Annotated in this window: 25 protein-coding genes; 17 read left to right on the plus strand and 8 right to left on the minus strand. The window is 57.1% G+C overall.

What is annotated here, in order from left to right; all coding sequences use genetic code 11:
* From nuoI to ACROHD_RS04475, 13 genes are all read left to right on the plus strand, one after another.
* On the plus strand, positions 1-495 hold the full coding sequence (gene nuoI, locus ACROHD_RS04415; RefSeq protein ID WP_432676141.1) for an NADH-quinone oxidoreductase subunit NuoI: 495 nt from the start codon (positions 1-3) through the stop codon (positions 493-495).
* The gene (locus ACROHD_RS04420; protein WP_432676142.1) at positions 492-905 is read left to right on the plus strand and encodes a carboxymuconolactone decarboxylase family protein; all 414 of its coding nucleotides are present in this window, start codon (positions 492-494) and stop codon (positions 903-905) included. The genes nuoI and ACROHD_RS04420 overlap by 4 nt, the downstream gene beginning before the upstream one ends.
* 10 nt (positions 906-915) lie before the next feature.
* Entirely contained in the window at positions 916-1524 is a 609-nt protein-coding gene (locus tag ACROHD_RS04425) for an NADH-quinone oxidoreductase subunit J (RefSeq protein WP_432676230.1), read from the plus strand.
* 91 nt (positions 1525-1615) lie between these two features.
* Positions 1616-1924, plus strand: coding sequence for an NADH-quinone oxidoreductase subunit NuoK (gene nuoK / locus ACROHD_RS04430; protein WP_432676143.1), 309 nt, complete (start codon positions 1616-1618; stop codon positions 1922-1924).
* Between the two features lie 6 nt (positions 1925-1930).
* Positions 1931-4123, plus strand: coding sequence for an NADH-quinone oxidoreductase subunit L (gene nuoL, locus ACROHD_RS04435; RefSeq protein WP_432676144.1), 2193 nt, complete (start codon positions 1931-1933; stop codon positions 4121-4123).
* 10 nt (positions 4124-4133) lie between these two features.
* Positions 4134-5681 carry an NADH-quinone oxidoreductase subunit M gene (locus ACROHD_RS04440; protein ID WP_432676145.1) on the plus strand — a complete coding sequence of 516 codons (1548 nt, stop codon included), beginning with the start codon at positions 4134-4136 and terminating at the stop codon, positions 5679-5681.
* Positions 5682-5690: 9 nt separating this feature from the next.
* Positions 5691-7127, plus strand: coding sequence for an NADH-quinone oxidoreductase subunit NuoN (nuoN, locus tag ACROHD_RS04445; RefSeq protein ID WP_432676146.1), 1437 nt, complete (start codon positions 5691-5693; stop codon positions 7125-7127).
* A gap of 3 nt (positions 7128-7130) precedes the next feature.
* Positions 7131-7880 (plus strand): biotin--[acetyl-CoA-carboxylase] ligase, encoded by a 750-nt coding sequence (locus ACROHD_RS04450; protein ID WP_432676147.1) that lies wholly within the window; start codon positions 7131-7133, stop codon positions 7878-7880.
* Positions 7881-7899: 19 nt separating this feature from the next.
* Positions 7900-8679 (plus strand): type III pantothenate kinase, encoded by a 780-nt coding sequence (locus tag ACROHD_RS04455; RefSeq protein WP_432676148.1) that lies wholly within the window; start codon positions 7900-7902, stop codon positions 8677-8679.
* Positions 8676-10352, plus strand: coding sequence for a ribonuclease J (locus ACROHD_RS04460; RefSeq protein ID WP_432676149.1), 1677 nt, complete (start codon positions 8676-8678; stop codon positions 10350-10352). The genes ACROHD_RS04455 and ACROHD_RS04460 overlap by 4 nt, the downstream gene beginning before the upstream one ends.
* A gap of 84 nt (positions 10353-10436) precedes the next feature.
* The gene (locus ACROHD_RS04465; protein ID WP_432676150.1) at positions 10437-11276 is read left to right on the plus strand and encodes a HalD/BesD family halogenase; all 840 of its coding nucleotides are present in this window, start codon (positions 10437-10439) and stop codon (positions 11274-11276) included.
* Positions 11277-11653: 377 nt separating this feature from the next.
* Positions 11654-12100 carry a YbjQ family protein gene (locus tag ACROHD_RS04470; protein WP_432676151.1) on the plus strand — a complete coding sequence of 149 codons (447 nt, stop codon included), beginning with the start codon at positions 11654-11656 and terminating at the stop codon, positions 12098-12100.
* Between the two features lie 2 nt (positions 12101-12102).
* Positions 12103-12948, plus strand: a complete 846-nt coding sequence (locus ACROHD_RS04475; RefSeq protein ID WP_432676152.1) for a hypothetical protein — start codon at positions 12103-12105, stop codon at positions 12946-12948.
* Between the two features lie 101 nt (positions 12949-13049).
* Here ACROHD_RS04475 and ACROHD_RS04480 read toward each other — a convergent pair whose 3' ends face one another.
* Positions 13050-13757, minus strand: coding sequence for a recombinase family protein (locus tag ACROHD_RS04480; RefSeq protein WP_432676153.1), 708 nt, complete (start codon positions 13755-13757; stop codon positions 13050-13052).
* 453 nt (positions 13758-14210) lie between these two features.
* Here ACROHD_RS04480 and ACROHD_RS04485 point away from each other — a divergent pair, with 453 nt between their 5' ends.
* The 3 genes from ACROHD_RS04485 to ACROHD_RS04495 all read left to right on the plus strand — a co-directional run bounded on the left by ACROHD_RS04485 (position 14211) and on the right by ACROHD_RS04495 (position 18439).
* The gene (locus ACROHD_RS04485) at positions 14211-15614 is read left to right on the plus strand and encodes a hypothetical protein (protein WP_432676154.1); all 1404 of its coding nucleotides are present in this window, start codon (positions 14211-14213) and stop codon (positions 15612-15614) included.
* A 481-nt stretch (positions 15615-16095) separates the two neighbouring features.
* Positions 16096-16974, plus strand: coding sequence for a hypothetical protein (locus tag ACROHD_RS04490; protein WP_432676155.1), 879 nt, complete (start codon positions 16096-16098; stop codon positions 16972-16974).
* A gap of 508 nt (positions 16975-17482) precedes the next feature.
* Complete coding sequence (locus ACROHD_RS04495; RefSeq protein ID WP_432676156.1) at positions 17483-18439, plus strand: DMT family transporter; 957 nt, start codon at positions 17483-17485, stop codon at positions 18437-18439.
* A gap of 111 nt (positions 18440-18550) precedes the next feature.
* On the opposite strand, the gene ACROHD_RS04500 is transcribed toward ACROHD_RS04495, so the two are convergent.
* Together ACROHD_RS04500 and ACROHD_RS04505 are read right to left on the minus strand one after the other, a co-directional pair.
* Entirely contained in the window at positions 18551-19096 is a 546-nt protein-coding gene (locus ACROHD_RS04500; RefSeq protein WP_432676157.1) for a DUF6512 family protein, read from the minus strand.
* 313 nt (positions 19097-19409) lie between these two features.
* Positions 19410-19949, minus strand: a complete 540-nt coding sequence (locus tag ACROHD_RS04505) for a YecA/YgfB family protein (RefSeq protein ID WP_432676158.1) — start codon at positions 19947-19949, stop codon at positions 19410-19412.
* On the opposite strand from ACROHD_RS04505, the gene ACROHD_RS04510 reads away from it, so the two are divergent.
* The gene (locus ACROHD_RS04510; protein ID WP_432676159.1) at positions 19948-20994 is read left to right on the plus strand and encodes an HIT domain-containing protein; all 1047 of its coding nucleotides are present in this window, start codon (positions 19948-19950) and stop codon (positions 20992-20994) included. The genes ACROHD_RS04505 and ACROHD_RS04510 overlap by 2 nt on opposite strands.
* Before the next feature lie 341 nt (positions 20995-21335).
* On the opposite strand, the gene ACROHD_RS04515 is transcribed toward ACROHD_RS04510, so the two are convergent.
* The 5 genes from ACROHD_RS04515 to ACROHD_RS04540 form a co-directional block, all read right to left on the minus strand.
* Complete coding sequence (locus tag ACROHD_RS04515) at positions 21336-21752, minus strand: GFA family protein (protein WP_490166573.1); 417 nt, start codon at positions 21750-21752, stop codon at positions 21336-21338.
* Between the two features lie 153 nt (positions 21753-21905).
* Entirely contained in the window at positions 21906-22325 is a 420-nt protein-coding gene (locus ACROHD_RS04525) for a hypothetical protein (protein WP_432676160.1), read from the minus strand.
* A 34-nt stretch (positions 22326-22359) separates the two neighbouring features.
* Positions 22360-23616 (minus strand): tyrosine-type recombinase/integrase, encoded by a 1257-nt coding sequence (locus tag ACROHD_RS04530; protein WP_432676161.1) that lies wholly within the window; start codon positions 23614-23616, stop codon positions 22360-22362.
* Between the two features lie 157 nt (positions 23617-23773).
* On the minus strand, positions 23774-23995 hold the full coding sequence (locus ACROHD_RS04535) for a tautomerase family protein (protein ID WP_432676162.1): 222 nt from the start codon (positions 23993-23995) through the stop codon (positions 23774-23776).
* 66 nt (positions 23996-24061) lie between these two features.
* Positions 24062-25591 (minus strand): DEAD/DEAH box helicase, encoded by a 1530-nt coding sequence (locus tag ACROHD_RS04540; RefSeq protein WP_432676232.1) that lies wholly within the window; start codon positions 25589-25591, stop codon positions 24062-24064.
* Positions 25592-25615: the final 24 nt, after the last annotated feature.

A 25615-nucleotide genomic window follows, 5' to 3' on the forward strand; every position in this document is an offset into this window, starting at 1 on the left:
ATGACTCAGATCGACTACACCCGCGCTGCGAAATATTTCCTGCTGGCGGATTTCGTCAAAGGCTTCCAGTTGGGGTTGAAGTATTTCTTCGCCCCCAAGGCCACGGTGAATTACCCGCACGAGAAAGGGCCGCTGTCGGTCCGCTTCCGGGGCGAGCACGCGCTGCGTCGCTACCCCAATGGGGAAGAACGCTGCATCGCCTGTAAGCTCTGCGAAGCGATCTGCCCGGCGCAGGCCATCACCATCGACGCAGAGCCGCGCGACGATGGCAGCCGCCGGACCACCCGCTACGACATCGACATGACCAAATGCATCTATTGCGGTTTCTGCCAAGAGGCGTGCCCCGTGGATGCGATTGTCGAAGGACCCAACTTCGAGTTTGCCACCGAAACCCGTGAAGAGCTGTTCTACGACAAGGAAAAGCTGCTGGAAAACGGGGCCCGTTGGGAAGCTGAGATCGCCCGCAACCTCGAACTGGATGCCCCCTACAGATGACCAAAGCCCCGCAAAACCCGTTCGCGGCGCTGATGGCGCAGACGCAGGAAATGGCCAAGGATTGGGTCAAGCAGGTTAACCCTGCGATGGCGCAATTCACGCCGCAGGGCTTTGAAAAAATGTGGCCGACCATGCCTGCCGAAATGATGGAGGCGTTCATGGGCAAGCAGTTCAACCCCGAGGGGCTGGATTCCAAGACCCGCCTTTTGCTGACCTTGCAGGGCCTGACCATTCAGGGTGCCGTGGCTGAACCGCAGATCCGCCTGACCGTGCGTCACGCGCTGGAAGCCGGGGCCACCAAACAGGAAGTTGCCGAAACCATCGCGCAGGCTGCCATGTTCGGCGGCGTTCCCGCCATGAACAAGGCGATGGAGCTTGCCCGTCAGGCCATCGACGGAACCGAGGAGTAACCCCATGGGTATCGCCGATTTCACCTTCTACCTCTTCGCCTGCACCACGGTGCTGGCCGGTCTTTTCGTGGTCATCAGCCGCAACCCGGTCCACTCGGTGCTGTGGTTGATCCTTGCGTTCCTAAGCACATCAGGGCTGTTCGTTCTGATCGGGGCCGAGTTTGTGGCGATGCTGCTTGTCATTGTCTATGTGGGCGCGGTCGCGGTGCTGTTCCTGTTTGTCGTCATGATGCTGGACGTGGATTTCGCCGAGCTAAAGGCGGAGATGGCCAAATACATCCCGATGGCAGGCCTGATCGGCGTCGTTATCCTGATGCAGCTGTCGATTGCCTTCGGGCCTTGGGCGACTGCCGAGGGGGTGGAATTGCTGGCCACACCCAATGCCACGCCTGAAGGTGCCGCTCATAACACCGCTGCGATCGGGGCCGTGGTCTATGACCACTACTTCCTGCTGTTCCAGCTGGCAGGCCTGATCCTGCTGGTCGCCATGATCGGCGCCATCGTACTGACGCTGCGCCACCGCACCGACGTCAAGCGCCAGAATGTGCTGGCCCAGATGTACCGCGACCCGGCCAAGGCGATGGAACTGAAAGATGTGAAACCGGGGCAGGGGCTGTAACGCCCGCGCCGGGGACGAATATACACGGCGGGCCGCAAATGCCGGTCCGCGACGATGCAAAACCAAGGGGCGCAGGCCCCGGAGGGACGAGATGAGTATCGCACTGGAACATTACCTGACGGTGGCGGCAGCGCTGTTCGTCATCGGGATTTTCGGGATCTTCCTGAACCGCAAGAACGTGATCGTCATTCTGATGTCGATCGAACTTATGCTGCTTGCGGTCAATATCAACCTCGTCGCCTTCTCCGCCTATCTGGGCGATCTGACGGGGCAGATCTTTACCCTCTTCGTGCTGACCGTCGCCGCCGCCGAGGCCGCGATTGGCCTGGCCATCCTCGTCTGCTTCTTCCGTAACCGCGGCACCATCGCCGTGGAAGACGTCTCGAATATGAAGGGCTGAGTACCAATGGAAACCATCCTTCTCTTTGCCCCTCTCGTCGGCGCAATCATCTGCGGGTTCTCGTGGCGTCTGATCGGTGAGGCAGCGGCCTGCTGGACGGCGACGATCCTGCTGTTCCTGTCCTGCCTGCTAAGCTGGGTTGTCTTTCTGGGCTTCGATGGCGAGACCTATACGCGCGACCTGTTTACATGGATCGCTTCGGGCACGCTGGATACCAGCTGGTCAGTGCGCATCGACCGTCTTACCGCGATCATGCTGATCGTGATCACCACGGTTTCGGCGCTCGTCCACCTCTATTCCTTCGGCTACATGGCCCATGACGAACATTTCCGCGAGGGTGAGAGCTATCGCCCCCGCTTCTTCGCTTACCTGTCGTTCTTCACCTTCGCGATGCTGTCGCTGGTGACGGCCGACAACCTGCTGCAACTGTTCTTCGGTTGGGAAGGCGTGGGTGTGGCGTCTTACCTGCTGATTGGCTTCTACTTCCGCAAGCCGACCGCGGGTGCCGCCGCAATGAAAGCGTTCATCGTCAACCGCGTGGGTGACTTCGCCTTCCTGCTTGGCATCTTCGCGATCTACAAACTGACCGACAGCATCAACTTCAGCGTGATCCTGGCGGAAGGCCCGCATCTGGCGGAACAGACCATCAGCTTCATGGGACGCGAGCTGAATGCAGCGAACACCATCGGAATGTTGCTGTTCATCGGCGCCATGGGGAAATCGGCGCAGCTGTTCCTGCACACCTGGTTGCCGGACGCGATGGAAGGCCCGACACCGGTGTCGGCTCTGATCCACGCCGCAACCATGGTGACGGCGGGTGTGTTCCTTGTCTGCCGCATGTCGCCGATCATGGAATATGCGCCCTATGCGTCGAACTTCATCATCATCGTCGGGGCCGCGACCGCATTCTTTGCCGCGACCGTGGGTTTGGTGCAGAACGACATCAAGCGCGTTATCGCCTATTCGACCTGTTCTCAGCTTGGCTACATGTTTGTGGCCGCTGGCGTCGGGGTTTACTCGGTCGCCATGTTCCACCTGCTGACCCACGCGTTCTTCAAGGCGATGTTGTTCCTTGGCGCGGGCTCTGTCATCCACGCGATGCACCACGAGCAGGACATGCGGAACTATGGTGGGCTGCGCAAGAAGATCCCATTCACCTTTGCGGCCATGATGATCGGCACGCTGGCCATCACCGGTGTCGGCATTCCGCTGACCGGCTGGATTGGTTTTGCAGGCTTCGCGTCCAAGGATGCGGTCATCGAAAGCGCCTTTGCCTTCGGTGGCGGTCTGGGCACCTATGCCTTCTGGATGCTGGTCGTCGCGGCCTGTTTCACAAGCTTCTATTCCTGGCGCCTGATCTACCTGACCTTCTATGGCAAGCCGCGCGGCGACAAGCACGCGCACGCACATGCCCATGAAAGCCCCAAGACGATGCTGATCCCGCTGGCGGTTCTGGCCGTGGGCGCGGCGTTCTCGGGCATGGTCTGGTACAACCAGTTCTTCGGTCATGCCGACAGCGTCGGCCGTTTCTTCGGCGTGCCTTACGCGGTTGAAGGCCATGCGGATGAGGCCGGTCACGGCGAGGAGGCAATGGCATCGGATGATCACGGCGAAGCCGCAGCGGATAGCCATGGCGAGGCCGATGCCCATGCCACTGCGGCCGCTGACAGCCATGCCACGGAGGACAGCCACGCAGCTGCTGAGGACGGTGGCTATGGCGAGGCGCACTATGTCTTCACCGGCCATGCCGGCGAGGGGGCCATTCACATGGCACCCGACAACCACGTGCTGAATGACGCGCATTCGGTTCCGAAATGGGTCAAGCTGGCGCCCTTCGTTGCCATGATTATCGGCTTTGTCGTCGCGACGCTGTTCTACATCGTTCGCCCGACATTGCCCGCGCGCACGGCAGAGCTGTTCCAGCCCGCCTATCAATTCCTGCTGAACAAGTGGTACTTTGACGAGATCTATAACTGGATCTTCGTCATCCCCGCCGGTTGGATAGGACGAACCCTTTGGAAGCGCGGCGATGGCAGCATCATCGACGGCGGCATCAACGGACTGGCCATGGGGATCATTCCCTTCTTCACCCGCCTCGCGGGCCGGGCGCAGTCCGGTTACCTCTTCCACTATGCCTTCGCGATGGTTCTGGGCATCGCAGTGCTGATTACCATCGCAACCTTGAGCTTCGGGGGCTGAGAGCAGAGACATGGAACAAAGTCTTCTTTCCATTGTAACCTTCCTGCCGTTCGTCGCCGCCTTGATCATGGCGGTCGCTCTTCGGGGCAACGACGCAGCCGCGCAGCTTGGCGCTAAACGCGTTGCCTTGGTCGCGACTGTGGCAACCTTCATTGTATCGCTGTTCATCCTGACGAAGTTCGATCCGGCCAATACCGGCTTCCAGTTGCAGGAAGAGCGCGAATGGCTGCTTGGCCTGACCTACAAGGTCGGCGTCGACGGCATCTCGGTGCTGTTTGTCCTGCTGACCACCTTCCTGATGCCGCTGGTCATCTGGTCGTGCTGGGAGGTGGAGCATCGCGTCAAGGAATACATGATCGCGCTGCTGGTTCTGGAAAGCCTGATGATCGGCGTCTTCGTGGCGCTGGACCTGGTTCTCTTCTACCTGTTCTTCGAGGCGGGCCTGATCCCGATGTTCCTGATCATCGGTATCTGGGGCGGCAAGAACCGCATCTATGCCGCGTTCAAGTTCTTCCTCTACACCTTCCTCGGCTCGGTGCTGATGCTGGTCGCGATGATCGCGATGTATGTGGATGCGGGCACGACGGATATCCCGACGCTTCTGACCCATCAGTTCAGCTCTGAGACGATCTCGATCATGGGCTGGCACATCGTCGGTGGTCTGCAAACGATCCTGTGGATCGCCTTCTTCGCCAGCTTCGCGGTGAAGATGCCGATGTGGCCGGTGCATACCTGGTTGCCCGATGCCCACGTTCAGGCCCCCACGGCGGGCTCGGTCGTTCTGGCGGCGATCCTGTTGAAGATGGGCGGCTATGGCTTCCTGCGCTTCAGCTTGCCGATGTTCCCCATTGCATCCGACCTGATGAGCGAGTTCGTGATGTGGCTGTCGGTTATTGCCATCATCTACACCTCGCTCGTTGCGATGGTGCAGGAGGATATGAAGAAGCTGATCGCCTATTCCTCGGTTGCCCATATGGGTTACGTGACCATGGGCGTCTTCGCGGCAAACCAGCAGGGCATCGACGGCGCCATCTTCCAGATGATCAGCCACGGTTTCGTGTCCGGCGCTCTCTTCCTCTGCGTAGGTGTTATCTATGACCGGATGCACACCCGCGACATCGACGCTTATGGCGGCCTCGTGAACCGGATGCCTGCCTATGCACTGGTCTTCATGCTGTTCACCATGGCCAATGTCGGCTTGCCGGGCACCAGCGGGTTCGTTGGCGAATTCCTGGTCCTGATGGGTGTCTTCCAGGTCAACACCTGGGTGGCGGTCTTCGCCGCAACCGGTGTGATCCTGTCGGCGGCCTATGCGCTGTGGCTCTATCGCCGTGTGGTCTTTGGCGACCTGATCAAGGAAAGCCTGAAGTCTATTACCGACATGACCCCGCGTGAACGGATGATTTTTGCGCCGCTCATCGTGATGACCCTGCTTTTGGGTGTCTACCCGAGCCTCGCGCTCGACGTGATCGGCCCTGCGGTCGAGAACCTTGTCCACCATTACGACGTGGCCGTCGGACAGACCCTGTCCGACACGGCCGTCGCCGTCAGCCACTGAGGTCCCGAGATGTTTGCGTCCGATATCGCCATTCTCCTGCCCGAAATCGTCCTGTCCGTCTTCGCGATGGTGGGGCTGATCGCAGCGGTCTACACCTCCAAGGATGGCATGGCTCCGCTTCTGGTCTGGTTGACCGCCGCGCTGCTGGCGCTGATGGGCATCTATATCGGCCTCACGGGCGAGGGCACCCAGGTGGCCTTCGACGGCATGTTCATTAACGATGGCTTTGCCCGTTTCGCCAAGGTAGTGATCCTGCTGTCGGCGGCTGCAATCCTGCTGATCGGCAAGGATTTCATGCAGCGCGATGATCTCCTTCGCTTCGAATATCCAATGCTGATCGTTCTTGCGACGGTCGGCATGATGGTGATGGTGTCCTCGGGCAACCTGATGACGCTTTATATGGGTCTCGAACTGCAATCCCTGTCGCTCTACGTCGTGGCTGCCATGCGCCGTGACAGCGTGCGCTCGACAGAAGCGGGCCTGAAGTACTTCGTTCTCGGGGCGCTCTCCTCGGGTATTCTGCTCTACGGTGCCTCGCTGACCTATGGCTTTGCGGGCACTGCTGATTTCGCGGGGATCGTCGCGGCGGTTGAGGGCGGCGCATCGCTTGGCCTGATCTTTGGCCTGGCATTCATGGTTGCAGGCCTGGCCTTCAAGGTCTCTGCCGCGCCGTTCCACATGTGGACACCCGATGTTTACGAAGGCTCGCCCACGCCGGTCACGGCCTTCTTTGCGACCGCGCCAAAGATGGCGGCCATGGGTCTGTTGGCCCGTCTGGCCCATGATGCGTTCGGCAGCGTTGTCGCCGAGTGGCAGCAGATCATCGCCCTTCTGGCCGTGCTGTCTATGTTCCTTGGTGCCATTGCCGCAATCGGCCAGACCGACATCAAGCGCCTGATGGCGTATTCCTCGATCTCTCATATGGGCTTTGCCCTGATGGGGCTGGCGGCTGGCACCGAACAGGGCGTCAGTGCGATGCTGATCTATATGGCGATCTATGTGACGATGAACGTCGGCACCTTCGCTTTCATCCTGTCGATGCAGAAGGATGGTCGCCACATCACCAACATTTCGTCTCTGAACGCGTTCTCGACCAAAGAGCCGATCAAGGCATTGGCGATACTCGTGCTGATGTTCAGCCTTGCCGGTGTGCCGCCGATGGTGGGCTTCTTCGGGAAATACGCGGTGCTTCTTGCCGCCGTGGACGCGGGGCTGAACCTGGTGGCGATCCTCGGTGTGGTCGCGTCGGTGATTGGTGCCTTCTACTACCTGCGCATCGTCTACTTCATGTATTTCGGCGAAGAGCGCGAAGGCATCGACGGCAAGATGAGCCCGATCGCCTATGCCGGTTTGATGGCCGCTGCCGCGGTCATGCTGCTTGGGGTGTTCAACCTCTTCGGTGTGGATGGTCTGGCCGAGGCAGCAGCCGCGACACTGGTCCGCTAAGACATGTCTGGCTGGCCCGAGGGCGTCGGCCGCAGGGTTCTGCACTCCGTGGACAGTACCATGGCAGAGGGCGCACGGATCGCGCCCTCTCTGGCGGGGCCGGAATGGGTTCTGGCGCTCGAGCAGACAGCAGGTCATGGCCGCAGGGGCCGGGCCTGGTCCTCGCCCAAGGGCAATTTCTTCGCATCATTGGTGCTGCAACCGAAGGAAGCGCCGGACAAGGTGGCCCTTCGCAGTTTCGTGGCAGCCCTCGCCCTGCGCGATGCGTTTGTCGCGGCGACAGGCCGGGTCGAGGCGTTCAAGCTCAAATGGCCTAATGACGTGCTGCTGAACGGCGGTAAGGTCGCAGGCATCCTGCTGGAGAGCGTCGGGGCGGGGCAGGGTGTCACGCATCTCATCATCGGGATCGGTGTGAACCTGGTGGCCGCGCCCGGTGCCGATCAGGTGGAGCCCGGTGCAGTGCCGCCGGTCAGCTTGCTGTCCGAAACCGGTGTCCGTGTCAGCCCAGAAGAGTTTCTCGACCTGCTGGCCGCATCCTATGATCGTTACGAGACCCAGTTCACCACCTACGGGTTCGCCCCGATCCGGACAGCCTGGTTGCAGGGTGCTGCGCGCCTAGGAGAGACGATTACAGCCCGCACAACTGCCGAGAGCATCACTGGCCGCTTTGAGACCATCGATGAAGCCGGTAACCTGATCCTGACAACGCCCAAAGGGCAGCGGGCGATTCCGGCTGCTGACATCTTTTTCTGACCACGGAGGGGGAACGCCCATGCTTCTGGCCATCGACACCGGCAACACCAACACTGTTTTCTCTATCTGGGACGGCCGGCAGATCCTTGCGACCTTCCGCACCACGACCGAACATCAACGCACGGCGGACCAGTATTTCGTCTGGTTGTCGACCTTGATGGCGCACAAGAAATTGGACGTGACGATCACCGATTGCATCATTTCGTCCACCGTGCCGCGCGTCGTGTTCAACCTGCGGGTTCTGTGCGACCGCTATTTCGAGTGCCGTCCACTGGTTGTGGGCAAGCCCGACTGCCTGCTGCCAGTCCCGCCGCGCGTCGATGCGGGTACACAGGTGGGGCCAGACAGGCTGGTGAACACCGCTGCCGCCTTCGACCGGCACGGGGGAGACCTTATTGTCGTGGACTTCGGCACCGCCACCACTTTTGACGTTGTCGCCAATGACGGGGCCTATGTGGGCGGGGTCATCGCACCCGGTGTCAACCTCAGCCTTGAGGCGCTGCACCACGCCGCTGCCGCGCTGCCCCATGTGGACGTGACCAAGCCGCAGGCCGTAATCGGCACCAACACCGTGGCCTGTATGCAATCGGGTATCTTCTGGGGCTATGTTGGGCTTGTGCGCGGGATCTGTGAACGGATCTGTGCGGAATACGAGAAACCCATGCGGATCATCGGCACTGGCGGGCTTGCGCCATTGTTCTCTCAGGGGGATGTGCTATTTGACCTGATCGAAGACGACCTGACGATCCACGGGCTGACCGTGATCCACAAATACAACAAGGATAACGGGCAAATATGACCTCCGCTTCTCGACTGATCTATCTTCCCCTCGGCGGCGCGGGGGAGATCGGGATGAATTGCTACCTCTATGGCTATGGGCCGCAGGGGGATGAGCGTTTCATCCTCGTCGATGTGGGCGTCAGCTTCCCCGATATGGATGGCACACCTGGCGTGGACCTGATCCTGCCCGACATCGCCTGGATCGCGGAACGCGCGGACCGGCTGGACGGTATCTTCATCACCCACGCACATGAAGACCATGTGGGCGCGCTTGGCCATCTCTACCGCCATTTCCGCAAAGTGCCGGTCTATGCGCGGCCCTTTACCGCCGCCATTGCCTCCCGCAAGATGGAAGAGGCAGGGCAGGATCCGACCATGGTGCAGGTTGCCCCGGTCTGGCCGGAAACCGTGCAGGCGGGCTCCTTTACCGTGGGCTTTGCGCCAACGTCACACTCCATCCCTGAAGCATCCGCCTTGGTGATCGATAGCCCCGAAGGCCGCGTTGTGCATTCGGGTGACTTCAAGATCGACCCCAACCCGCGCGTGGGAGAGCCGTTTGACCCCGAGATGTGGGAAGAGATTGGCAAGGCAGGCGTGCGGGCCCTGATCTGCGATTCCACAAATGTGTTTTCGCGCCACGCCGGCCGTAGCGAAAGTGATTTGCCAGAGCCGATCACCAAGCTGGTGGCCGAGGCCCGCGGCATGGTTGTGGCGACCACCTTCGCCTCCAACATCGCACGGGTGAAGACGCTGGCCGAGGCTGGCAAAGCCGCTGGCCGCTCTGTCTGCCTGATGGGGCGGGCAATGAAGCGCATGGTCTCTGTCGCGGTCAAGGCGGGTGTTCTGACGGATTTCCCGGCCACGATCAGCCCCGAGGAAGCCACACAGGTACCGCGTGAAAACCTGATGCTGATCGTGACGGGCAGCCAGGGCGAACGGCGCGCGGCCTCGGCGGCGCTGTCGCGCGGGCGCTATCTGGGCCATGAGCTGAAAGAGGGCGACACGTTCCTGTTTTCCTCCAAAACGATCCCCGGCAACGAAGTGTCGGTCGGCCGCATCCAGAACGCGCTGTCTGAGATTGGGGTTGAGATCGTCGATGAACAGAGCGGGTTCTACCACGTCTCTGGCCACGCCAACCGTCCGGACCTGCAGCGTATGCACGGGCTGCTGAAACCGCAGATCCTGGTGCCCAACCACGGTGAACACCGCCACCTGCGCGAACATTGCCGGGTTGGTGCGGAGGGCGGTATTACCCCAGTTTTGGCCCCCAATGGGTCCATGGTGGAGCTGTCGGGCAACAAGCCCGGCGTCGTAGAACATGTGGATGTGACACGCGCCTATCTGGATGGATCGCGGATCATCGGGGCACTGGATGGCGTTGTGCGGGACCGGATGAAACTGGCGCTGAACGGTCTGGTTGTCGTCGCCCTGATCATCGACGAGGAAGACGAGCCGCTGGAGGATTGCTGGGTCGAACTGCGCGGCTTGCCGGAAATGGTCGGCAATGAAAGCCTGTCCGACATGATCGAGGATCAGCTGAGTGAAATGCTGCCCCGTCTGACCCACAAGATGGTGATGCATGACGACAAGTTGGAGGACGAGGTGAAACGCGTCGTCCGGCAGGTCTGCGTGTCTGAGATCGGGCGAAAGCCAGAGGTCACGACCATCATTTCACGGCTGATGGCAGGCTGAACACGACGCAATTCGTGTCGATTTCCGGTTAGACCGATGCCCGGTCCCTGACCTTTGCTGTTTCAAGCAGCAAGGGAGAGGACCATGTGGCTTGCAGATGACTTGATCGACCGGGAACGCTACCCCATTCATAAGGACGGCCCCGCACGCGATGCGCTTTTGGCCAAGGTGCGGGCCGATCTGGCGCAGGATGGCTGCGCAGTGATCAAGGGCTTCCTTACGCAGGCAGGAGTTGCTGCGCTGACCGACGAGGCTGACAGCGTCGCCGATCAGGGCCACCGAAGCTACAACCGCACCAATGCCTATTTCACAGCGGACAATCCCGACCTGCCGGAAGACGACCCTCGGCGTCAGTTCTTCGACCGCTCGAACGCCTTCATACCGGCAGATAACTTCCCCAAGACCGGCCCGCTGCGTGTGATCCATGACAGCGCGGGGTTTGATGACTTCATCCGCGATTGTCTTCAGGAAACGCGGTTCTTCCGCTACGCGGACCCGCTGGCCGACGTGATCGTGAATATGGCCGAGGAGGGCAATGGCTTCCCCTGGCATTTCGATACCAACAACTACACCGTGACGCTGGCCATCCAGAACGCCGAAGCTGGCGGTGCCTTTGAATACGCGCCGATGATCCGCGAGAAGGATGAAAATTTCGATGAGGTGTCGCGCGTTCTGAGCGGCACATCAGATCGGGTCAAGGTGCTGCACATGGAACCCGGTGATCTGCAACTGTTCAAGGGTCGCTATTCCCTGCACCGGGTTGCGCCGCTGAGGGGCACGCGGCGGCGCTATGTGGCGATCTTCTCTTATGTCGAAGAGCCTGGCATGGTCGGTGCCCCGGAACGCACACGGCAGCTTTATGGGCGCACGCTGCCCATTCACCACGAACGGGCAGGCAAACGCGGGGATGCGCTGATCGACTGATAAATATTGATAAAATTGAGTCTATGCACCGCTCAACCACACACGGTAACCACACACGCTCCGCTCAATTTTGGTAGTTATGGCTCAGGTGGCATACCCGACGGGGGGCGAATCCTGCTGGGGAATCCAGAGGGTCCCACGAATTTCTAGCAGGACCCCCGAGTAAGACTGACCAGTTAGGACTGACCTAAGGCCCGGTAGACTGACGACCGAGCTATACCAAGCTGCTTCCCCTTGCCAATCGATCTCTGTCCGTGAACACTGCTTGGCATTTAGGAGGGTCATAGATGGCAGTTTGTGTTGATTGTGGTGTCGAGTTGAATGTGGGGAACTCTCTGACAAACGACAGGTGCAACTCATGCCATTCCAGACACCTGATGGGTCAGATTAACCCCGAGAGCATGAGAGGTCTTAAACCCGATGTTGTACTGACTAGCGATAGCAGAGATCGTGAAGTGGAAGCAGCTGCGGAGTTGCGCAATCAAGTTCGAAAGGTCCTCGTAACTACCGAGATGCAGCCTGACATCAACATCCAAGAACGCATCACCATCATCACAGCCGAATGCGCCTACGGGATGAACCTTTTCAAGGACATGTTCGCCAGTGTCCGAAATATTGTCGGTGGGCGTTCAGAGGCGGTTCAAAAGACCATGAGAGACGCCCGAGAGACAGTCCTGTACGAACTGAAGAAAGAGGCCCACAGAGTAGGTGCCAATGCCGTGGTGGGGGTGGACCTCGACTACACTCAGATTGGTTCTGGTGGAAACACTATGGTTATGCTTGTGGCGTCGGGTACTGCCGTGGTGATTGGAGAGGGTTGCTAAACATGAAGTGCATCGGCCAAGCCTTGCTGACCGCAACAATTATTGCAATCGGAACCCCTTCAACTGCCCAGTCGTTCGTGACGGTTCGCGAGTGCACAGCTGCCCTTGAAGGCGGAGACACGGAGGCGGCACGCGGACTCGCTGAAGAGATACTCGAGTGGGAAAGAGTTCCCGCCCAAGTAAGGACGGAAGCTGAACGGTGTTTAACCGAGGTCTTTGGCGTGGAGTATGAGTTCTACATGCCTAGTCGTGGCTTCCTAACCGCTGATGAGGTCGAGCAATTAGAACTCCCGCGAGTGGCGCGCCTTGCCGAGCAACAGGCAGAAGAGGGAGCATTGCAGGCAGCAATTAGGGCAGAGGAGGAAGCATTGCAGGCAGCAAGGTGCCAAATTCTTGAGGAGCTAGCTCCCCTGCAACTTCGACTGAATGAACTAATGGCTTTGGAAGATGTTACTGAACGTAACCTTGAGATTGCAGCTAATGCCACGCGATCTGAAACGCTTCAAACCTGCCGAGATTGGTATTCTAGAGACAGGTTCTCTGCCCTAACCAATTCAGTTTGTAGTGATTATTTTGAACGATTTGGAGCGGTGCCCCCAGAGGGCATGGATGACTACGATCAAGCGGAACTCCGGTTAATACGGGCGCAAGTGTCCAGATTGAACCTAGACCTTCAGACGATTGACGAGGGGATGCTACCCGAAGACGCCCGCATGGAGAGGTTGGAGCTATTGAGACTTGCCGCGATAAGCGAACTGCCCGAAGAACTTCAACAGCAAGCTCAAAATATGTCCGTTGCGGAGATTGAAGTATTGAGAATTGCGTTCGAACGCGAGCAGTGCGACTAGACCAGAACCAATTAGAGCAGTGCAATTTTTGGCAGTTATGGATCAAGTGGGATACCAGCCGTGGGGGATTTCCCTCCTGGGAATCGAGAGGGTCCCATTTACTAGGTGGTGCTGTGAAGCCTGCTGAGAACGCGAGAGACGGTCACTGCCTGCCACTTGCCCCTACCTGAGGGTGTTGCAATACGATCCTCGTTCAGCCGTCTGGCAAGCTCAGAGAGGGACAGGGAACGCTCTGGGTCAATCCTGTCGATGATCAGCTTGAGGCGACTGGCCTTCATGTCTGCCTTGGCGGAACGAGCCTCTCGGGCCTTGGCTACATCCTCTGGGGTTCCGGTCCTACCAATAAACAGGGTCTTGTCGCCCTTGTGGTATGCCCCCAGCTGTTGCCCACGTGCCTTTGCTGCTGCCAGTGCTGCCTTTGTTCGTTGAGAAATGGCTTCTCGCTCCTGCTGAGCCACAAGGGCCAGAATACCGACTGTAAGGTCATTGGCTTGAGGGTTGTCAGCCGCGACGAAACGGATGCCAGCCTTCTGAAGACCAAGCAGGAAATGTGCATCACGCGAAAGACGGTCGAACTTAGCTACAAGCAGAGTGGCGTCGTATGCCTGACAGAGAGCAATGGCTTCTTCCAGCTTGGGGCGGTTGGCCTTCTTTCCGCTTTCGACTTCCACCAGTTCGGCGGTTAGTTCCCAGTCGCCACCATTGAGGTAGTCAGTCACAGCCTTACGTTGAGCCTCAAGCCCGAGACCGGACTTCCCTTGCTTGTCGGTGCTGACCCTCAGGTATGAAATGAAGCGCCCTTCAGCCATTTTGGTAGTTCCTTACATTGTATGATATGAACATATGAAACAATGTAATGATTCGCAATGGCTCACTTTTTGTCAGATTGCTCGGATGAATCCCTTTTTGCCGTCAGCAACCCACACGTTGGATTAATCCGTCATCCCCGCGTAGGAAAAGCTCATCCCCACATGGAAATTAAGGCGATTGCCGAGCGCGCTGGGTGGTATTTGTGGGAACCTTACCATCACTCAAGTAACTGATTCAATTCATATTTATGTAACTCAAAATGACAGCCAAGCCACTGATGTCCAAGCAGATTCCGGCTCAAATGGCCCTCCATCCTAAGTCATTGATAATAAGCAAAAAACCTTGAGCCCCTTGACACCGCCGCTTGTCGCCCCTATCTGCGCAAAAGGCCATAAGTGTCTGATTATATTATAAAAAGTAAAATTTATCTTACTTCCAGAAAGGAGTAAAAAATGCCTGATGGGAACTTTCCCTCAGATTCCACAAATCTGAGTACCCAAAATTTCCAGGTAGACGAAGGGGAGGCTTTTGTTGTCCCGCTTTGGGAACCCAAGGATGAACAAACTCTACAATACGTGGAAGAGCTGGGAGCAACCCTCGGAATCCTTCCTGCAAAACGCAAAACCAGCAGCGAGAAGATCATTCTGTGCCTGTCGGATGTTCTCATCGCAGTCCGGACTTCTTCCTTTGGCTTCATCTGCTGGCCAACTGCTCGTGGTGGCCTTGCCCATGGTCCATATGGGAGAGACATTGCTGTTCCGGTCAAAGATGCCTTCGAGAAGCATGGGCTCATGTATTGCGTCCGAAGGCCCCGTTTTGGCGGGAACAATGCCCGAGCTGCTATCTACAAAATTGATAAGAACCTTGCCCCTGACTGGTTACGCTTCAAGCAACATGATCAAGTGCCGCCAATCGAAGTCAGGGATGCAAAGCCAGATTACCGCACACGATCCGGTAAGAAGCCCAAGGGCGAGAGGATCAGCCTGAGAAGGTTCGGTCACGAGGTTGAGGCCCCGCTGGCCCAGATGCGCCGTATCCTTGATGGAATGAAGACCCACCCCCTTAAGGCCCCGGATGGAGCCGAGTGGACCCGTTGCCAGCGGATTTTCAATGATGGTCGTCTTGATAGTGGTGGCCGGGTCTATGGAGGATGGCAGGGACGGAAGGCTGACGAAAGACTGAGCTTCACAGTTGATGGGGAACCTGTCGCGGAGATCGACATCAAAGCCTCATATCTTTTTCTTGCGTCCCGTCTGTCAGGCTACACCGAACCCCTGTCTTCTGATCCTTACTCTGACATCAAGTTCGTTCAAAGAGAGCCCCGTCTCAGAGGCCTTGCCAAGCGACTGGTGTCCACGATGCTGTCAAAACCCGATGCACTCACCCGGTTCCCGCAAGGCGACAAGAAGAATGAGAATGGGACAGTCATCTCTCTGAAGGAACAGTTTGGGCTCCCCAAGAAGGCGAAGGTTGCAGACTACACATCGGACATCTTGAGGGCCTTTCCGTTTCTACACCAAGTTAAGGGCAGGGCCGGGGAACTCATGTACTGGGAAAGTGAGTTGGTTCTGGAGTGTATGGATCGACTACTTGGCGCGGATCTTCCTGTCGTGACCTACCCTGTCCATGATTGTCTGATCTGTAAAAGGAATGATGAGCCTCAGGTGGTTAAGATGCTTCAGACTGTGATGTTGTCCAAGTTAGGTGCTGCACCCACCCTCGACGCAGAGAGCTTGGATAGGACTGAGCCAACTATTTATCCGGGTAGCCATCTTTCATCCCAGAAGGGCACTGTTCAAGACTGGTTCATGGAAGTGGAAGAAGACTTCGATCTGATAGAGGATGATCCCTTATAGAATGATTAACTCTTCCTTATGTCCTTGTTCCTATAAGTAAAATATACTGATTCATGAATAGACTATCATCCCCTTAAGGGAAGGGAGCCGGAAGGTATTAGTGTACGAAAAGTCCCTGTGCCCTCTGGCTTCCAATTTACCCTTTGGGGTGGATCACCTGGAACCGTTGATGATGGTCATCCGGGGGGCATGGGCGGAAAGTGTGCATTCGCTGCACCCGCGCGGGCGTTTCTTCAGATTGAGAAAAGTGGTCATTCGGCCCTCTGGGCAAAATCGATGTTACATGTCCTCTCGCGCCGCTGGCGCAAGACCAAGGCCGAAACAGTGTGTTTCCCTATTCCAATCGCAAATCATTTCAAACAAAGGCAAAAAGTCGATAGATTTGTGGCGAAAATATGGTTCGCCGCGCTAACCACGGCCATATCGACTGGCATGGCGGGCTTGATTGCAGAGATGCTGGTCAATATCGGAGGAACATCGCATGCCCAAAACCTTTACCTACCAAGAAGAGGGACTGTCCTACACCGTCGTCGTCTACGAGGACCCCGACAACCCGGGAAACTTCATGGCAGATATCACTGTCGATGAAGGCGCCATGGATGTGAATGCGATTTATTTTGGTGACGATGATTTCTCGGGGGACAGCGAGAGTTTGGGTGGACCGCTTAACATGAACGGCGCCCGGCTCGACGGTGAAGACGTGCAGTGGGACAGCGCTGAGCAGCTAAGCCGTCCCGGACTCGGCCCGGAGGGGACGGATAAGGCCACTTATGTGTCCAGCGGTGAAACTCTGACCGTTGGTTTGGATATTGAAAGCCTGGACGAAATTGATGTTTTCGGTATCCGGGCCACGTCGACGACAACGCCCGAAGGTTCCATCAAAGCAGTTTCCGACGAACCGGAAGAACCAGAAGATGATCCGACTTTCGACAAAGTGGGCTTTGGAATCGAGATTGGCGACAACGGCGGTATCGAGAACGGGGTGTTCGTGCGCGAGGAAAATCTGCCGGAAGGAGAAGAGGGCACATTCGAGAATTATGTGAATTTCTACGATAGCCAGTTCGGGGACGATGAGGACTACAACATCACGCAGGTTGAATCCGTCATCTTCTATCAGCTCACGATCGATGGGAACGGCCTGGAAATTCCGCAGGAGCTATTCCGCATCGACGCGCCGGAAGGCGGCTTCGAAGACGCCGACGACATGATTGCTACGTACGACGAAGCGATTGCGAACGGGGCCTTGGATGAGGTGGACGAAGGTAGCGAACTGATGGCGGCGTTGAGCTACGAGGCAGATTTCGTCGATGATGTTTCCGAGGAAGAGGAGATAGTCGAGGACGATCTAGCATTTGCCTGAGTCTGGACGGACGCGACTGCACCCAGACCTTCCTTTGAACTCCACGACTCGACGCTGCGGCGTTGACTGTCATACCTACCGCTTGTGCATCGTGCAGCATCTCAATCACTGCAACGACCGGTAGAGCGCAGGAAGTTATTGTTCGGACCGCGACGTCGAACCTTCGGAAGGTCTGGCGCTGCGATCATCCGGGTAACGAAAATGCTGCAAAACGCACGAATGGCCGCAATGCGAAACTGCAGGACTGCATCGGGGCTACCAACAAACGGCAGGTCTGGGCCGTCCTTGACCAGGGCGAGTGAGGCAGATCGTGCAGATGCTGCGCCGCCTCCGAGGTCCGCAGAGAGCCCGAGGTAGACCTTAGAGCATAGTGCATCTGAGCCCCAACCCCGGGTGCGGGCTCGGTTCCGCTGGTTAAACAGGGACTTCCCCAATAGCTCACTGGATTTGTCGCGAATAAGACAGACCGTCGCGCACGGGCACAGTTTCGTGAAGGTGGAGGCTCGGCATGGAGAAGAACACCCAGAACCTAATCGGGATCGGCTCGGCCTTGGGCGCGTCGTTCTTTTTTACCGTCAATGACGCTACGATAAAATTCCTGTCGGGTGAATATGCGCTGCACCAGATCGTGATGATCCGGGCAACTATCGGGCTGATCTTTCTATTGGCGGTGATGATGCCTCTAATGGGCGGTTTTCACCAATTGCACACGCAGCGGCTTGGGCTGCATATCCTTCGCGGGATGTGCGTGGTCTTTGCCAATATGGCCTTTTTCCTGGGCCTGTCTTCCCTGCCGATTGCCGAGGCAACGGCGCTCTTTTTCGTTTCGCCACTGGCGATTACGATATTTGCGGTGATTTTTCTGAAGGAAACAGTGGGAGCGCACCGTTGGGCGGCCATCGCAGTGGGGTTGGTCGGTGTGGTCTTGATTATCCAGCCCGGCGCCGAGAGTTTTCAGTTGGCGGCGCTGTTGCCGGTAGCGGCGGCCTTTGGTTATGCCGCGCTGCACACACTCACGCGCAAGATTGGTATGGCAGAAAGCGCGCTTACCATGACATTGTACATCCAGCTAACCTTTATCGTGGTGAGCGTGGCGATGGGGATCATGTTCAGCGATGGGCGATTTGCGCCCGGTGACAGCACCTCCATGGATTTCCTGCTGCGCGAATGGGTCATGCCACTGAGAACAGACTACAAATTCCTTGTTCTCCTAGGCCTGGCTTCGACGGTGGGCGGGTTCCTGATTTCACAGGCCTACCGGCTGTGCGAGGCTGGACTGGCCGCTCCATTTGAATACCTTGCTTTGCCACTTTCTATTTTTTGGGGCTTTGTAGTGTTTGGCGAATGGCCGGATGCCTGGGCCTGGGCCGGTATCGCCTTGATCCTGGGGTCTGGGCTTTACATGGGTTGGCGCGAGGCAGTGCAGGGCCAACCGGTGGTAATCAGGCGTCCTAAGCGGCGCTAGTAGCCCGAGGACCTAAGTGCGAACTGGCGGCCTTCGTTTCTAGGCAGTGCGAAACTGAAATTCTTGGTATGGTCGTTTTCACGTTAGAGCTCTCAAGTCTCGCAAGGTGCTTTAGCTAGGCGGGATACCCCTGAGACCTGAGTGTGCCTCAATGAATAGCCAATGGTCGGGTGGAAAGTAGGTCAAAAGACTGTAGGCGAGCAACTGAAGCGCCAGGATGGCAAACCCCGGCCAGAGGATGAAAGCCCCAAGATTGCGGCTTCTCGCCATCAGAATTGCTGAAACTATCTGGCCAACGCAAATTGCGACGACGAACGTACCTATGTCGATAACCAGCAAGTTACGCCCCAATATTGCCATGTATGACGTGAAAACCATGACGATCAGGATCGCAGTGATTGTCAGACTTATACCCTTTGCGGACAACACCACGAACCTGCTCAGATGCGGCGGAAGGGGCATGAGGAGCGCCCACATGACACCCGGCCAGAATGCAAGCTTCAGGTGTTCCCAAATAGACTCATTTACCGCCGCTACTAGTGCGAAAGGCGTCCAATATCCGGTCCAGGCGAACGCGAAATGCATCACGGACCCGAGAGGAACCATTATGGCGGCGCCAATCAATTCGAGCCGATATAGACCAGTCGAATTTTTCATCGGTGCCTGTGCTCCATCCCATTTCTTTGTCTAGCCCTGCGCCACCATAGCGTCGCACAGCCAGTCAAGCACAATAACTTCAGACAAGAGATGCCTCATTGACTTTGGTCAAGCTATCGAAAGCTGTCGTTGGGCACTAAAGCGGCACCTATTTTTCCCGTGCAACGATCGGCTGGTTTGTCCGCCCTGCCGACCTTCTTCTTCCAAAAATGCTGCGTGATGGACGAATGGCCGGTCTGGTGAAGCTGCTCCGCGGCGATCGGCAAGGGACTGAACGGCAGGTCGGGGCCGAAAACCTCAATAACTGCTTTGGTTACTCTGTCTTCGTGTCTTGTTCCCAGAACTGATGAATGCCCACCACAGCAGAGGGGATGTCCTCGGCGGCCAGAGCAAGGCTTTCGTCCAACTTCTCCTGCGGGATACCCAACACTGAGTTACCGTCTTCATCAATCAAGTGGCAAAGGATCGGGGTCATCAGAAACCCATGTGTGCCGCTCTCGGTGAGCCTCAGCCACTCTTTGGGGCGTAGGGCTACAGCATCCATGAATCCTTCACACCAATCCATTGCGATCACATGGCCTTCTTGGGCCTCCCAGAAGATGGGTTCAACCTCAGGTGGCTCACTACAAAGCCCTTCGACGATATTGACGTAGAGTTGTGTGATTGCATTGAGCACCCAAGACGGCACGTCATTGGGATCACCTCCAAGGGCGACTGGCACCCATTCATCTGCCGAGATCAGGACAGGAGAACAGGCAATCCCGTGCATGAACCCATCCAAGTCAGAGAGCATCATACAGTTTTCTGGGCTGTCATCTGAGGATAGGTAGGTATCTAGGTCTACGAGGTTCATGGAGGTGGAAATCCCGTCTGCTGTGCTGCACGATGCCAACATGACTCAGCAAATGACCAGTGACCAGCTTGAAGACTACATCCTGAACCAGATGCGCATGAGTCATGTGTATCAGCCAGCCATGCTGAAAGTCTTGTTGGAGAACGGTGGCCATGCAACGGTCGAAGACATCGCCAAGGGACTTCTGGAACATGATCGGTCGCAGGTCGAGTATTATGCCATCCGCACAAAGAACATGGTTGGGAAGGTCCTCACTCAGAATGGCATTGTAGAACTGATCAAGGAAGGGCGGTCGATTGTTGGTTATCGGCTGAATGCAGACAGCCTGACAGACGCCCAGAGAGCCTCCCTGACGGCCCTTTGCGACCAAAGGCTGTCCGACTTCATCCAGCAGCGAGGGGAGGCCCTATACGCCCACAGGAGGCCCTCAGACGGCTATGTGCCGGGGTCCATGCGTTACGAGGTCCTGAAGCGGGCGAAGTATCGTTGTGAGTTGTGTGGGGCGCACGAAGACCAGATTGCCTTGCATGTCGATCACATCATCCCAAGGGCTAAGGGCGGATCAGATGACCTAAGCAACCTGCAAGCCCTCTGTATGACCTGCAACACCAACAAGCGGGACAACGACGACACAGACTTCAGGGGGATTCTGGACAGCTACGAAGATCGAGAGGAAGGGTGCCTGTTCTGTGAGATTGGTTCCAAGCGGATTCTTGATGAGAACGAGCTAGCTTACGCAATCAGAGATGGCTTCCCCGTGACTGACCTACATACCTTGATTATCCCCAAGAGGCATGTTGCGGACTACTTCGATCTCTATCAACCAGAACTGAATGCCATCCATGCGCTGCTGTCTGATCAGAAGGACTCTATCCAGTCGTATGACCCAGAGGTTGTAGGATTCAATGTGGGTGTGAACTCAGGCGAGGCCGCTGGGCAGACGATCTTCCATGTCCATGTGCATCTGATCCCAAGGCGATCAGGGGATGTGACTGAACCAAGGGGTGGTGTCAGGGGGGTGATACCGGGGAAACAGTCATACTAACAAGGATACGGGCAGGGAAGATGGCCTTGAGGGGTGACCCTACCTGAAGAAGTCTTCTCCTCAGAAATCCCCCATAACAATCCGGTTTTGAGGGGGGTTGAACCATCTCAGCACCTTCCTTACCGTCGAGGTGTCTTCCGTCTGATGGTTCCCTCTGATTTTCCATCTGCAGTGCCCCCCCCATAGGCGCTGTGAGGGGTGCTACACGGGCGGAAGGCACTCTTTAGCTTCCCATCCCTGCATCGAATTGAAAGTCGGCTCCGAGCCCACTTTGAATAATGCTACGCCATGCGCGAGTGTCGGCTTACAACCGATACCGAAAAGCAGCTAAATTGGAACAATCAGGCAGGCATTCCATCTGCCTTCGGGAGATTGGGGTCCATTTGATCCCAAGGCTGAGCGCTCTTCACGAAGATGTCACGGCTTGGCGCGTACCAGCTCGGATCATCCAAACTACCCGCAAACAGGATCATCGCTCCCTCACTTGCCTTGTTGATCAGAAACAGGGGTGACCCACATGCAGAGCAGAAGCCACGAAGCATAGCATGGCCGCGATCAGCTTGGCGCTCGAACCATTTTGGCTTCCCTTTTTCGAGCTTGAAATCCTCCTGTTTCACCAGGACTGCTGGAAAATAAGCGCTTCCAGTAGCCTGCTGGCAATCACGGCAATGGCAATTCCCCATGTAGCGGGCAACACCTTCGGACCTGTATCGGATTGCTCCACACGCGCATCCACCGGTGAATTGTTCTGGCAACATACCTGAAGAAGCCTTCTCCAAAGAAATCCCCTATAACAATACGGTTTTGAGGGGGGGGGGTGAACCGTTTCAGCACTGTCGCTGTCTTGTTGCCCTTCGCTAGCAGCGCCTCGACCGTGAGCCTTGCATCTACTCGGGTGTAGGTCTCGGCCGTCAACTGAACGCCTGCCGAAACTCCATGATCACCCAGAATCCCACAGGCCAAATAGCAAGCGCACATATTATACGGATAGCAAAAGAGTCGCCCCATAGAAACGGAGAAAGAAAACCACTGATGACGATACCTGCGACAAATCCAAGAACCGCTAGCCCAACCGCGACCTGCCAGCCTCCGTACCAGAACGTGAGACCGATCATTGTTAAACTGAAGAGCGTGGTGATAGTGCTAGCGAGCATCACATAAGCCACAAAGGCTTGGCTTGACCCCCTCGGGCCACCCCTACTCATTTGATTGGACCAACGCTTGATCTCAAAGGAAATTGTACCAAAGACAATGAGGCTTATCAGATATTGAACTGGTGGAATAAACTGCTCCAAAATCCCTACCCCCGTTTCCTCTAAACGCGCAAACACATGTCTACTAACCGTATTCGCTAAAAAGAAAGTGTCAATACTTCACCTTCTCAATGGCTTGTTGCATGGCAGGAAAATCCGCCTTCGTGTAGACCCTCAAGCCCGTGCTACCGCCCTTAACGCTCCATCCCAGAAGTAGGTCCACCACATGCGGAGCGACTTGGGCCTTGTGAAGCTGGGTGGCCACGGTATGTCGGAAGGAATGAAAGGTCTTCTCTGGCGGATAACCAAGCCCGTTTTTGTAGACCCTAAACCGTTCACCCATGTTGTGCGCAAAGCGTTCGTCGTCGCCATTGACCGGGAACAGCCATTCCCCATCGCTAGCGGCCTTCAGACGCTCCACCAGAGGCAGTATGGCACTATGAATGGGGAATTCCCTGCTGGTAGTCTCAAACTTGCGCTTCTGGATTAAGAACCGGTCTTCAAGCACGTCTTCTATCCGCAGTGAAAATATGGCCTGACGCCTTAGCCCCGTATGAGCAGCGACTTGGATCAGGGCATGCAACGGTTCGTCTTCATCCAGTTTAGAAAGCAGGTTCCAATATTCTTCCGGCTCCCAGACTTGCCGTTGAACGGGTGCTGTCGCTAGTTGCTGAAGGTCTGAGAACAGGCCCTTGGAGAATGGATTTTGTAAAGTCAGGCCGTGACGAGTTTGGAGCCATTCCCAATAGTTGCGCCACTGAACAGCGTAGTTTCTAACCGTTCCTCTTGCCAGTCCTCGCCCTTCAATGAGTTCCACCTCCACCCATTCGGCAAGGTCTTGAACTCTGACGTCTTCGGCAAATGGGAAGCGAGAGACAAGGGTTTTAAGTATCCGTAAGCGGGAAGCCTTGGCTTCGTCGGTAACATTGCCCCGGTTGGCAAATTGCTCAATGTGCTTGGCGAGAAGGCTCTTGCCAGAGAGAACCACGCCTGCGGCTTGACGCACATGCTCTGGAACATTCTCTGCCTCTAGCATCAGCCCCATGTGGTCCGACTGAAGGTCTTGGCTAGTGAATTTGAAATGACCATGTTCTGGATCGTAGCCGCTTTCCCCGCCCTCATACTTTCGTTCAAGTTCTTCGAGCAGGGCTAGGGTGCTTTCGTTTCCGGTTCTGGCCCTCTCGATTTGGAGTTTCCATGCATTGATGACGGGCCACTTGAGGCGCTCTGCAAGGGCTAGACTGTCAGTCTTCAGGCTTTGGATGAAACGGGCCTTCCCGAGTGTTTTGCGCAGGTCTTTCGGCACCTCTAGGACAGCATAATAGCGCCTGCGCCTTTTCTCCAAATACTGCCCCGGACGTCCTGACATGAAACCCTCCGCATATGCTTAACCACACACGGTAACCACACACACATTGAGCTTCAAGTCTTATAAAATCAACAAAACAAGACAACCACTCGTTTCAAAGCCCATTCACCACGAACGGGCAGGTCAACGGGGGGACGCGTTGATCGACTAGGATGCCTCAGCGGCTGTCGGTCTTGATTGACAGCCCAACTTCCGTGGTCAGGATCTTGTCACCCACGCCCCAGGAGCCACTTGGGTATTCCTGGATCTTGGCCGAGGTGTTTTCGAACATCCGTCCCCCGGCGGCGTCGCCGAAGGCCTTGATCACCGCACGGATGATCCGGGCCTTTTCTTCGGCATCGAAGACACCTTCCAGAACCTTGATCTCGATATGTGGCATCGGTGCTGCCCTCCTTCAGTCGAGGACAGCATCGCAAAGCCGCATGGCTCGGGCAAGAACGGGGTATCAGGCAGCGGTTTCGTTCTCGTCGCCGCCTTGATCCTCATCCGGGGTTTCCTGCGCCTCAGAGGGCTTTGCAGCCTCTCCACGGCGTTCGGCAAAGCTCAGCGCAATGAAGTCGGGCATATGATCGCCCATGCCGACCACCTGATTGCCGCCACGACGCCCACCACCAGATTTCTGCCGGGGTTCCGGTCGGCGGCGGGGGTCCGCGCGTTCTGGCTTGGCCGCGGGGGCTTCGACCTGAACATCCTCCACCGGTTGTTCCTTGGGCGCTTCATCGGCTTTGCGGCCACGCGTTCTTGTGCGGCTGCGCTTTGGTTTGTCCTCGCTCGGTGCAGTGTCGTCATCGGATGCGGTGCGGCGGCTGCCGCTGCTGTCCTGGGGCTGCCAAGGTGCCTCGGTGCGTGGAACGGGTTGGCCGATCAGAGATTCGATCGCTGCCAGCAGCTTGTCATCCGAAGGAACCGCCATCATGACGGTCGTGCCCTTGCGTCCGGCACGGCCAGTGCGGCCAATGCGGTGAACATAGTCCTCTGCATGTCCCGGAACGTCGTAGTTGAAGACGTGACTGACATTCGGAATATCAAGTCCACGAGCCGCAACATCAGAGGCAACTAGAAACTTGATCGACCCGTCGCGGAACCCGTCCAGGGTCCGAGTCCGGTGCGATTGGTCCAGGTCGCCATGAATGGGTTCGGCGTTATAGCCATGCTTTTTCAAAGACTTGGCGACGATATCCACATCCACCTTGCGGTTGCAGAAGATGATTGCGTTGGTGCAGGCCTCGCCCTCACCATTGATGATGGCACGCAGCATCTCGCGTTTCTGCTTGGCGGTCTGGTCGCGTCGGGTGGGTTTGAACTCCACCAGCTTCTGCGTGATCGTGTCCGAGGTCGTGGACTGGCGCGCAACCTCGATCCGTTCGGGGTTTGACAGGAAGGTATTGGTAATCCGCTCAATCTCCGGCGCCATGGTGGCCGAGAAGAACAGTGTCTGGCGGGTGAAGGGCGTCAGGCCGAAAATACGTTCGATATCGGGGATAAAGCCCATATCCAGCATCCGGTCGGCCTCATCGACCACCATAACTTTCACATCCGACAGGATCAGCTTGCCGCGTTCGAAATGGTCCAGCAGGCGGCCCGGGGTGGCGATCAGCACGTCAACGCCCTTGTCGATCAACTGGTCCTGTTCCTTGAAGCTGACACCGCCGATCAGCAGTGCCTTGGTCAGCTTCACGTATTTGGCATAGGTGTCGAAGTTTTCAGCCACCTGAGCGGCCAGTTCGCGCGTGGGGCACAGCACCAGGCTGCGCGGCATCCGGGCGCGGGCGCGACCACGGGCCAGCGCGGTGATCATCGGCAATGTAAAGCTGGCGGTCTTGCCGGTGCCAGTTTGCGCGATCCCCAGAACGTCGCGGCCTTCGAGGGCAGGGGGGATAGCGCCGGCCTGGATCGGGGTGGGTTCGGTATAACCCGCCTCTTCCACAGCCTTGAGAACCTTGGGATTAAGGTTGAGATCAGAGAATTTCGTCATATGCGTCCAGTCTGGCGGGGTCAT

The sequence above is a fragment of the Nioella aestuarii genome (genome assembly GCF_050896395.1).
Lineage (GTDB): Bacteria > Pseudomonadota > Alphaproteobacteria > Rhodobacterales > Rhodobacteraceae > Nioella > Nioella aestuarii.

Excerpts from the sequence above, each read along its gene's own strand:
- ACROHD_RS04490 (WP_432676155.1), top strand. The coding sequence starts at position 16,096 with ATGCCCAAAACCTTTACCTACCAAGAAGAGGGACTGTCCTACACCGTC.
- ACROHD_RS04420 (WP_432676142.1), top strand. The coding sequence starts at position 492 with ATGACCAAAGCCCCGCAAAACCCGTTCGCGGCGCTGATGGCGCAGACG.
- ACROHD_RS04440 (WP_432676145.1), top strand. The coding sequence starts at position 4,134 with ATGGAACAAAGTCTTCTTTCCATTGTAACCTTCCTGCCGTTCGTCGCC.
- ACROHD_RS04455 (WP_432676148.1), top strand. The coding sequence starts at position 7,900 with ATGCTTCTGGCCATCGACACCGGCAACACCAACACTGTTTTCTCTATC.
- ACROHD_RS04465 (WP_432676150.1), top strand. The coding sequence starts at position 10,437 with ATGTGGCTTGCAGATGACTTGATCGACCGGGAACGCTACCCCATTCAT.
- ACROHD_RS04515 (WP_490166573.1), bottom strand. The coding sequence starts at position 21,752 with ATGTTGCCAGAACAATTCACCGGTGGATGCGCGTGTGGAGCAATCCGA.
- nuoK (WP_432676143.1), top strand. The coding sequence starts at position 1,616 with ATGAGTATCGCACTGGAACATTACCTGACGGTGGCGGCAGCGCTGTTC.
- ACROHD_RS04500 (WP_432676157.1), bottom strand. The coding sequence starts at position 19,096 with ATGAAAAATTCGACTGGTCTATATCGGCTCGAATTGATTGGCGCCGCC.
- ACROHD_RS04450 (WP_432676147.1), top strand. The coding sequence starts at position 7,131 with ATGTCTGGCTGGCCCGAGGGCGTCGGCCGCAGGGTTCTGCACTCCGTG.
- ACROHD_RS04460 (WP_432676149.1), top strand. The coding sequence starts at position 8,676 with ATGACCTCCGCTTCTCGACTGATCTATCTTCCCCTCGGCGGCGCGGGG.
- ACROHD_RS04485 (WP_432676154.1), top strand. The coding sequence starts at position 14,211 with ATGCCTGATGGGAACTTTCCCTCAGATTCCACAAATCTGAGTACCCAA.
- nuoN (WP_432676146.1), top strand. The coding sequence starts at position 5,691 with ATGTTTGCGTCCGATATCGCCATTCTCCTGCCCGAAATCGTCCTGTCC.
- ACROHD_RS04505 (WP_432676158.1), bottom strand. The coding sequence starts at position 19,949 with ATGAACCTCGTAGACCTAGATACCTACCTATCCTCAGATGACAGCCCA.
- ACROHD_RS04530 (WP_432676161.1), bottom strand. The coding sequence starts at position 23,616 with ATGTCAGGACGTCCGGGGCAGTATTTGGAGAAAAGGCGCAGGCGCTAT.
- ACROHD_RS04475 (WP_432676152.1), top strand. The coding sequence starts at position 12,103 with ATGAAGTGCATCGGCCAAGCCTTGCTGACCGCAACAATTATTGCAATC.
- ACROHD_RS04540 (WP_432676232.1), bottom strand. The coding sequence starts at position 25,591 with ATGACGAAATTCTCTGATCTCAACCTTAATCCCAAGGTTCTCAAGGCT.
- nuoI (WP_432676141.1), top strand. The coding sequence starts at position 1 with ATGACTCAGATCGACTACACCCGCGCTGCGAAATATTTCCTGCTGGCG.
- ACROHD_RS04480 (WP_432676153.1), bottom strand. The coding sequence starts at position 13,757 with ATGGCTGAAGGGCGCTTCATTTCATACCTGAGGGTCAGCACCGACAAG.
- nuoL (WP_432676144.1), top strand. The coding sequence starts at position 1,931 with ATGGAAACCATCCTTCTCTTTGCCCCTCTCGTCGGCGCAATCATCTGC.
- ACROHD_RS04510 (WP_432676159.1), top strand. The coding sequence starts at position 19,948 with ATGGAGGTGGAAATCCCGTCTGCTGTGCTGCACGATGCCAACATGACT.
- ACROHD_RS04470 (WP_432676151.1), top strand. The coding sequence starts at position 11,654 with ATGGGTCAGATTAACCCCGAGAGCATGAGAGGTCTTAAACCCGATGTT.
- ACROHD_RS04535 (WP_432676162.1), bottom strand. The coding sequence starts at position 23,995 with ATGCCACATATCGAGATCAAGGTTCTGGAAGGTGTCTTCGATGCCGAA.
- ACROHD_RS04495 (WP_432676156.1), top strand. The coding sequence starts at position 17,483 with ATGGAGAAGAACACCCAGAACCTAATCGGGATCGGCTCGGCCTTGGGC.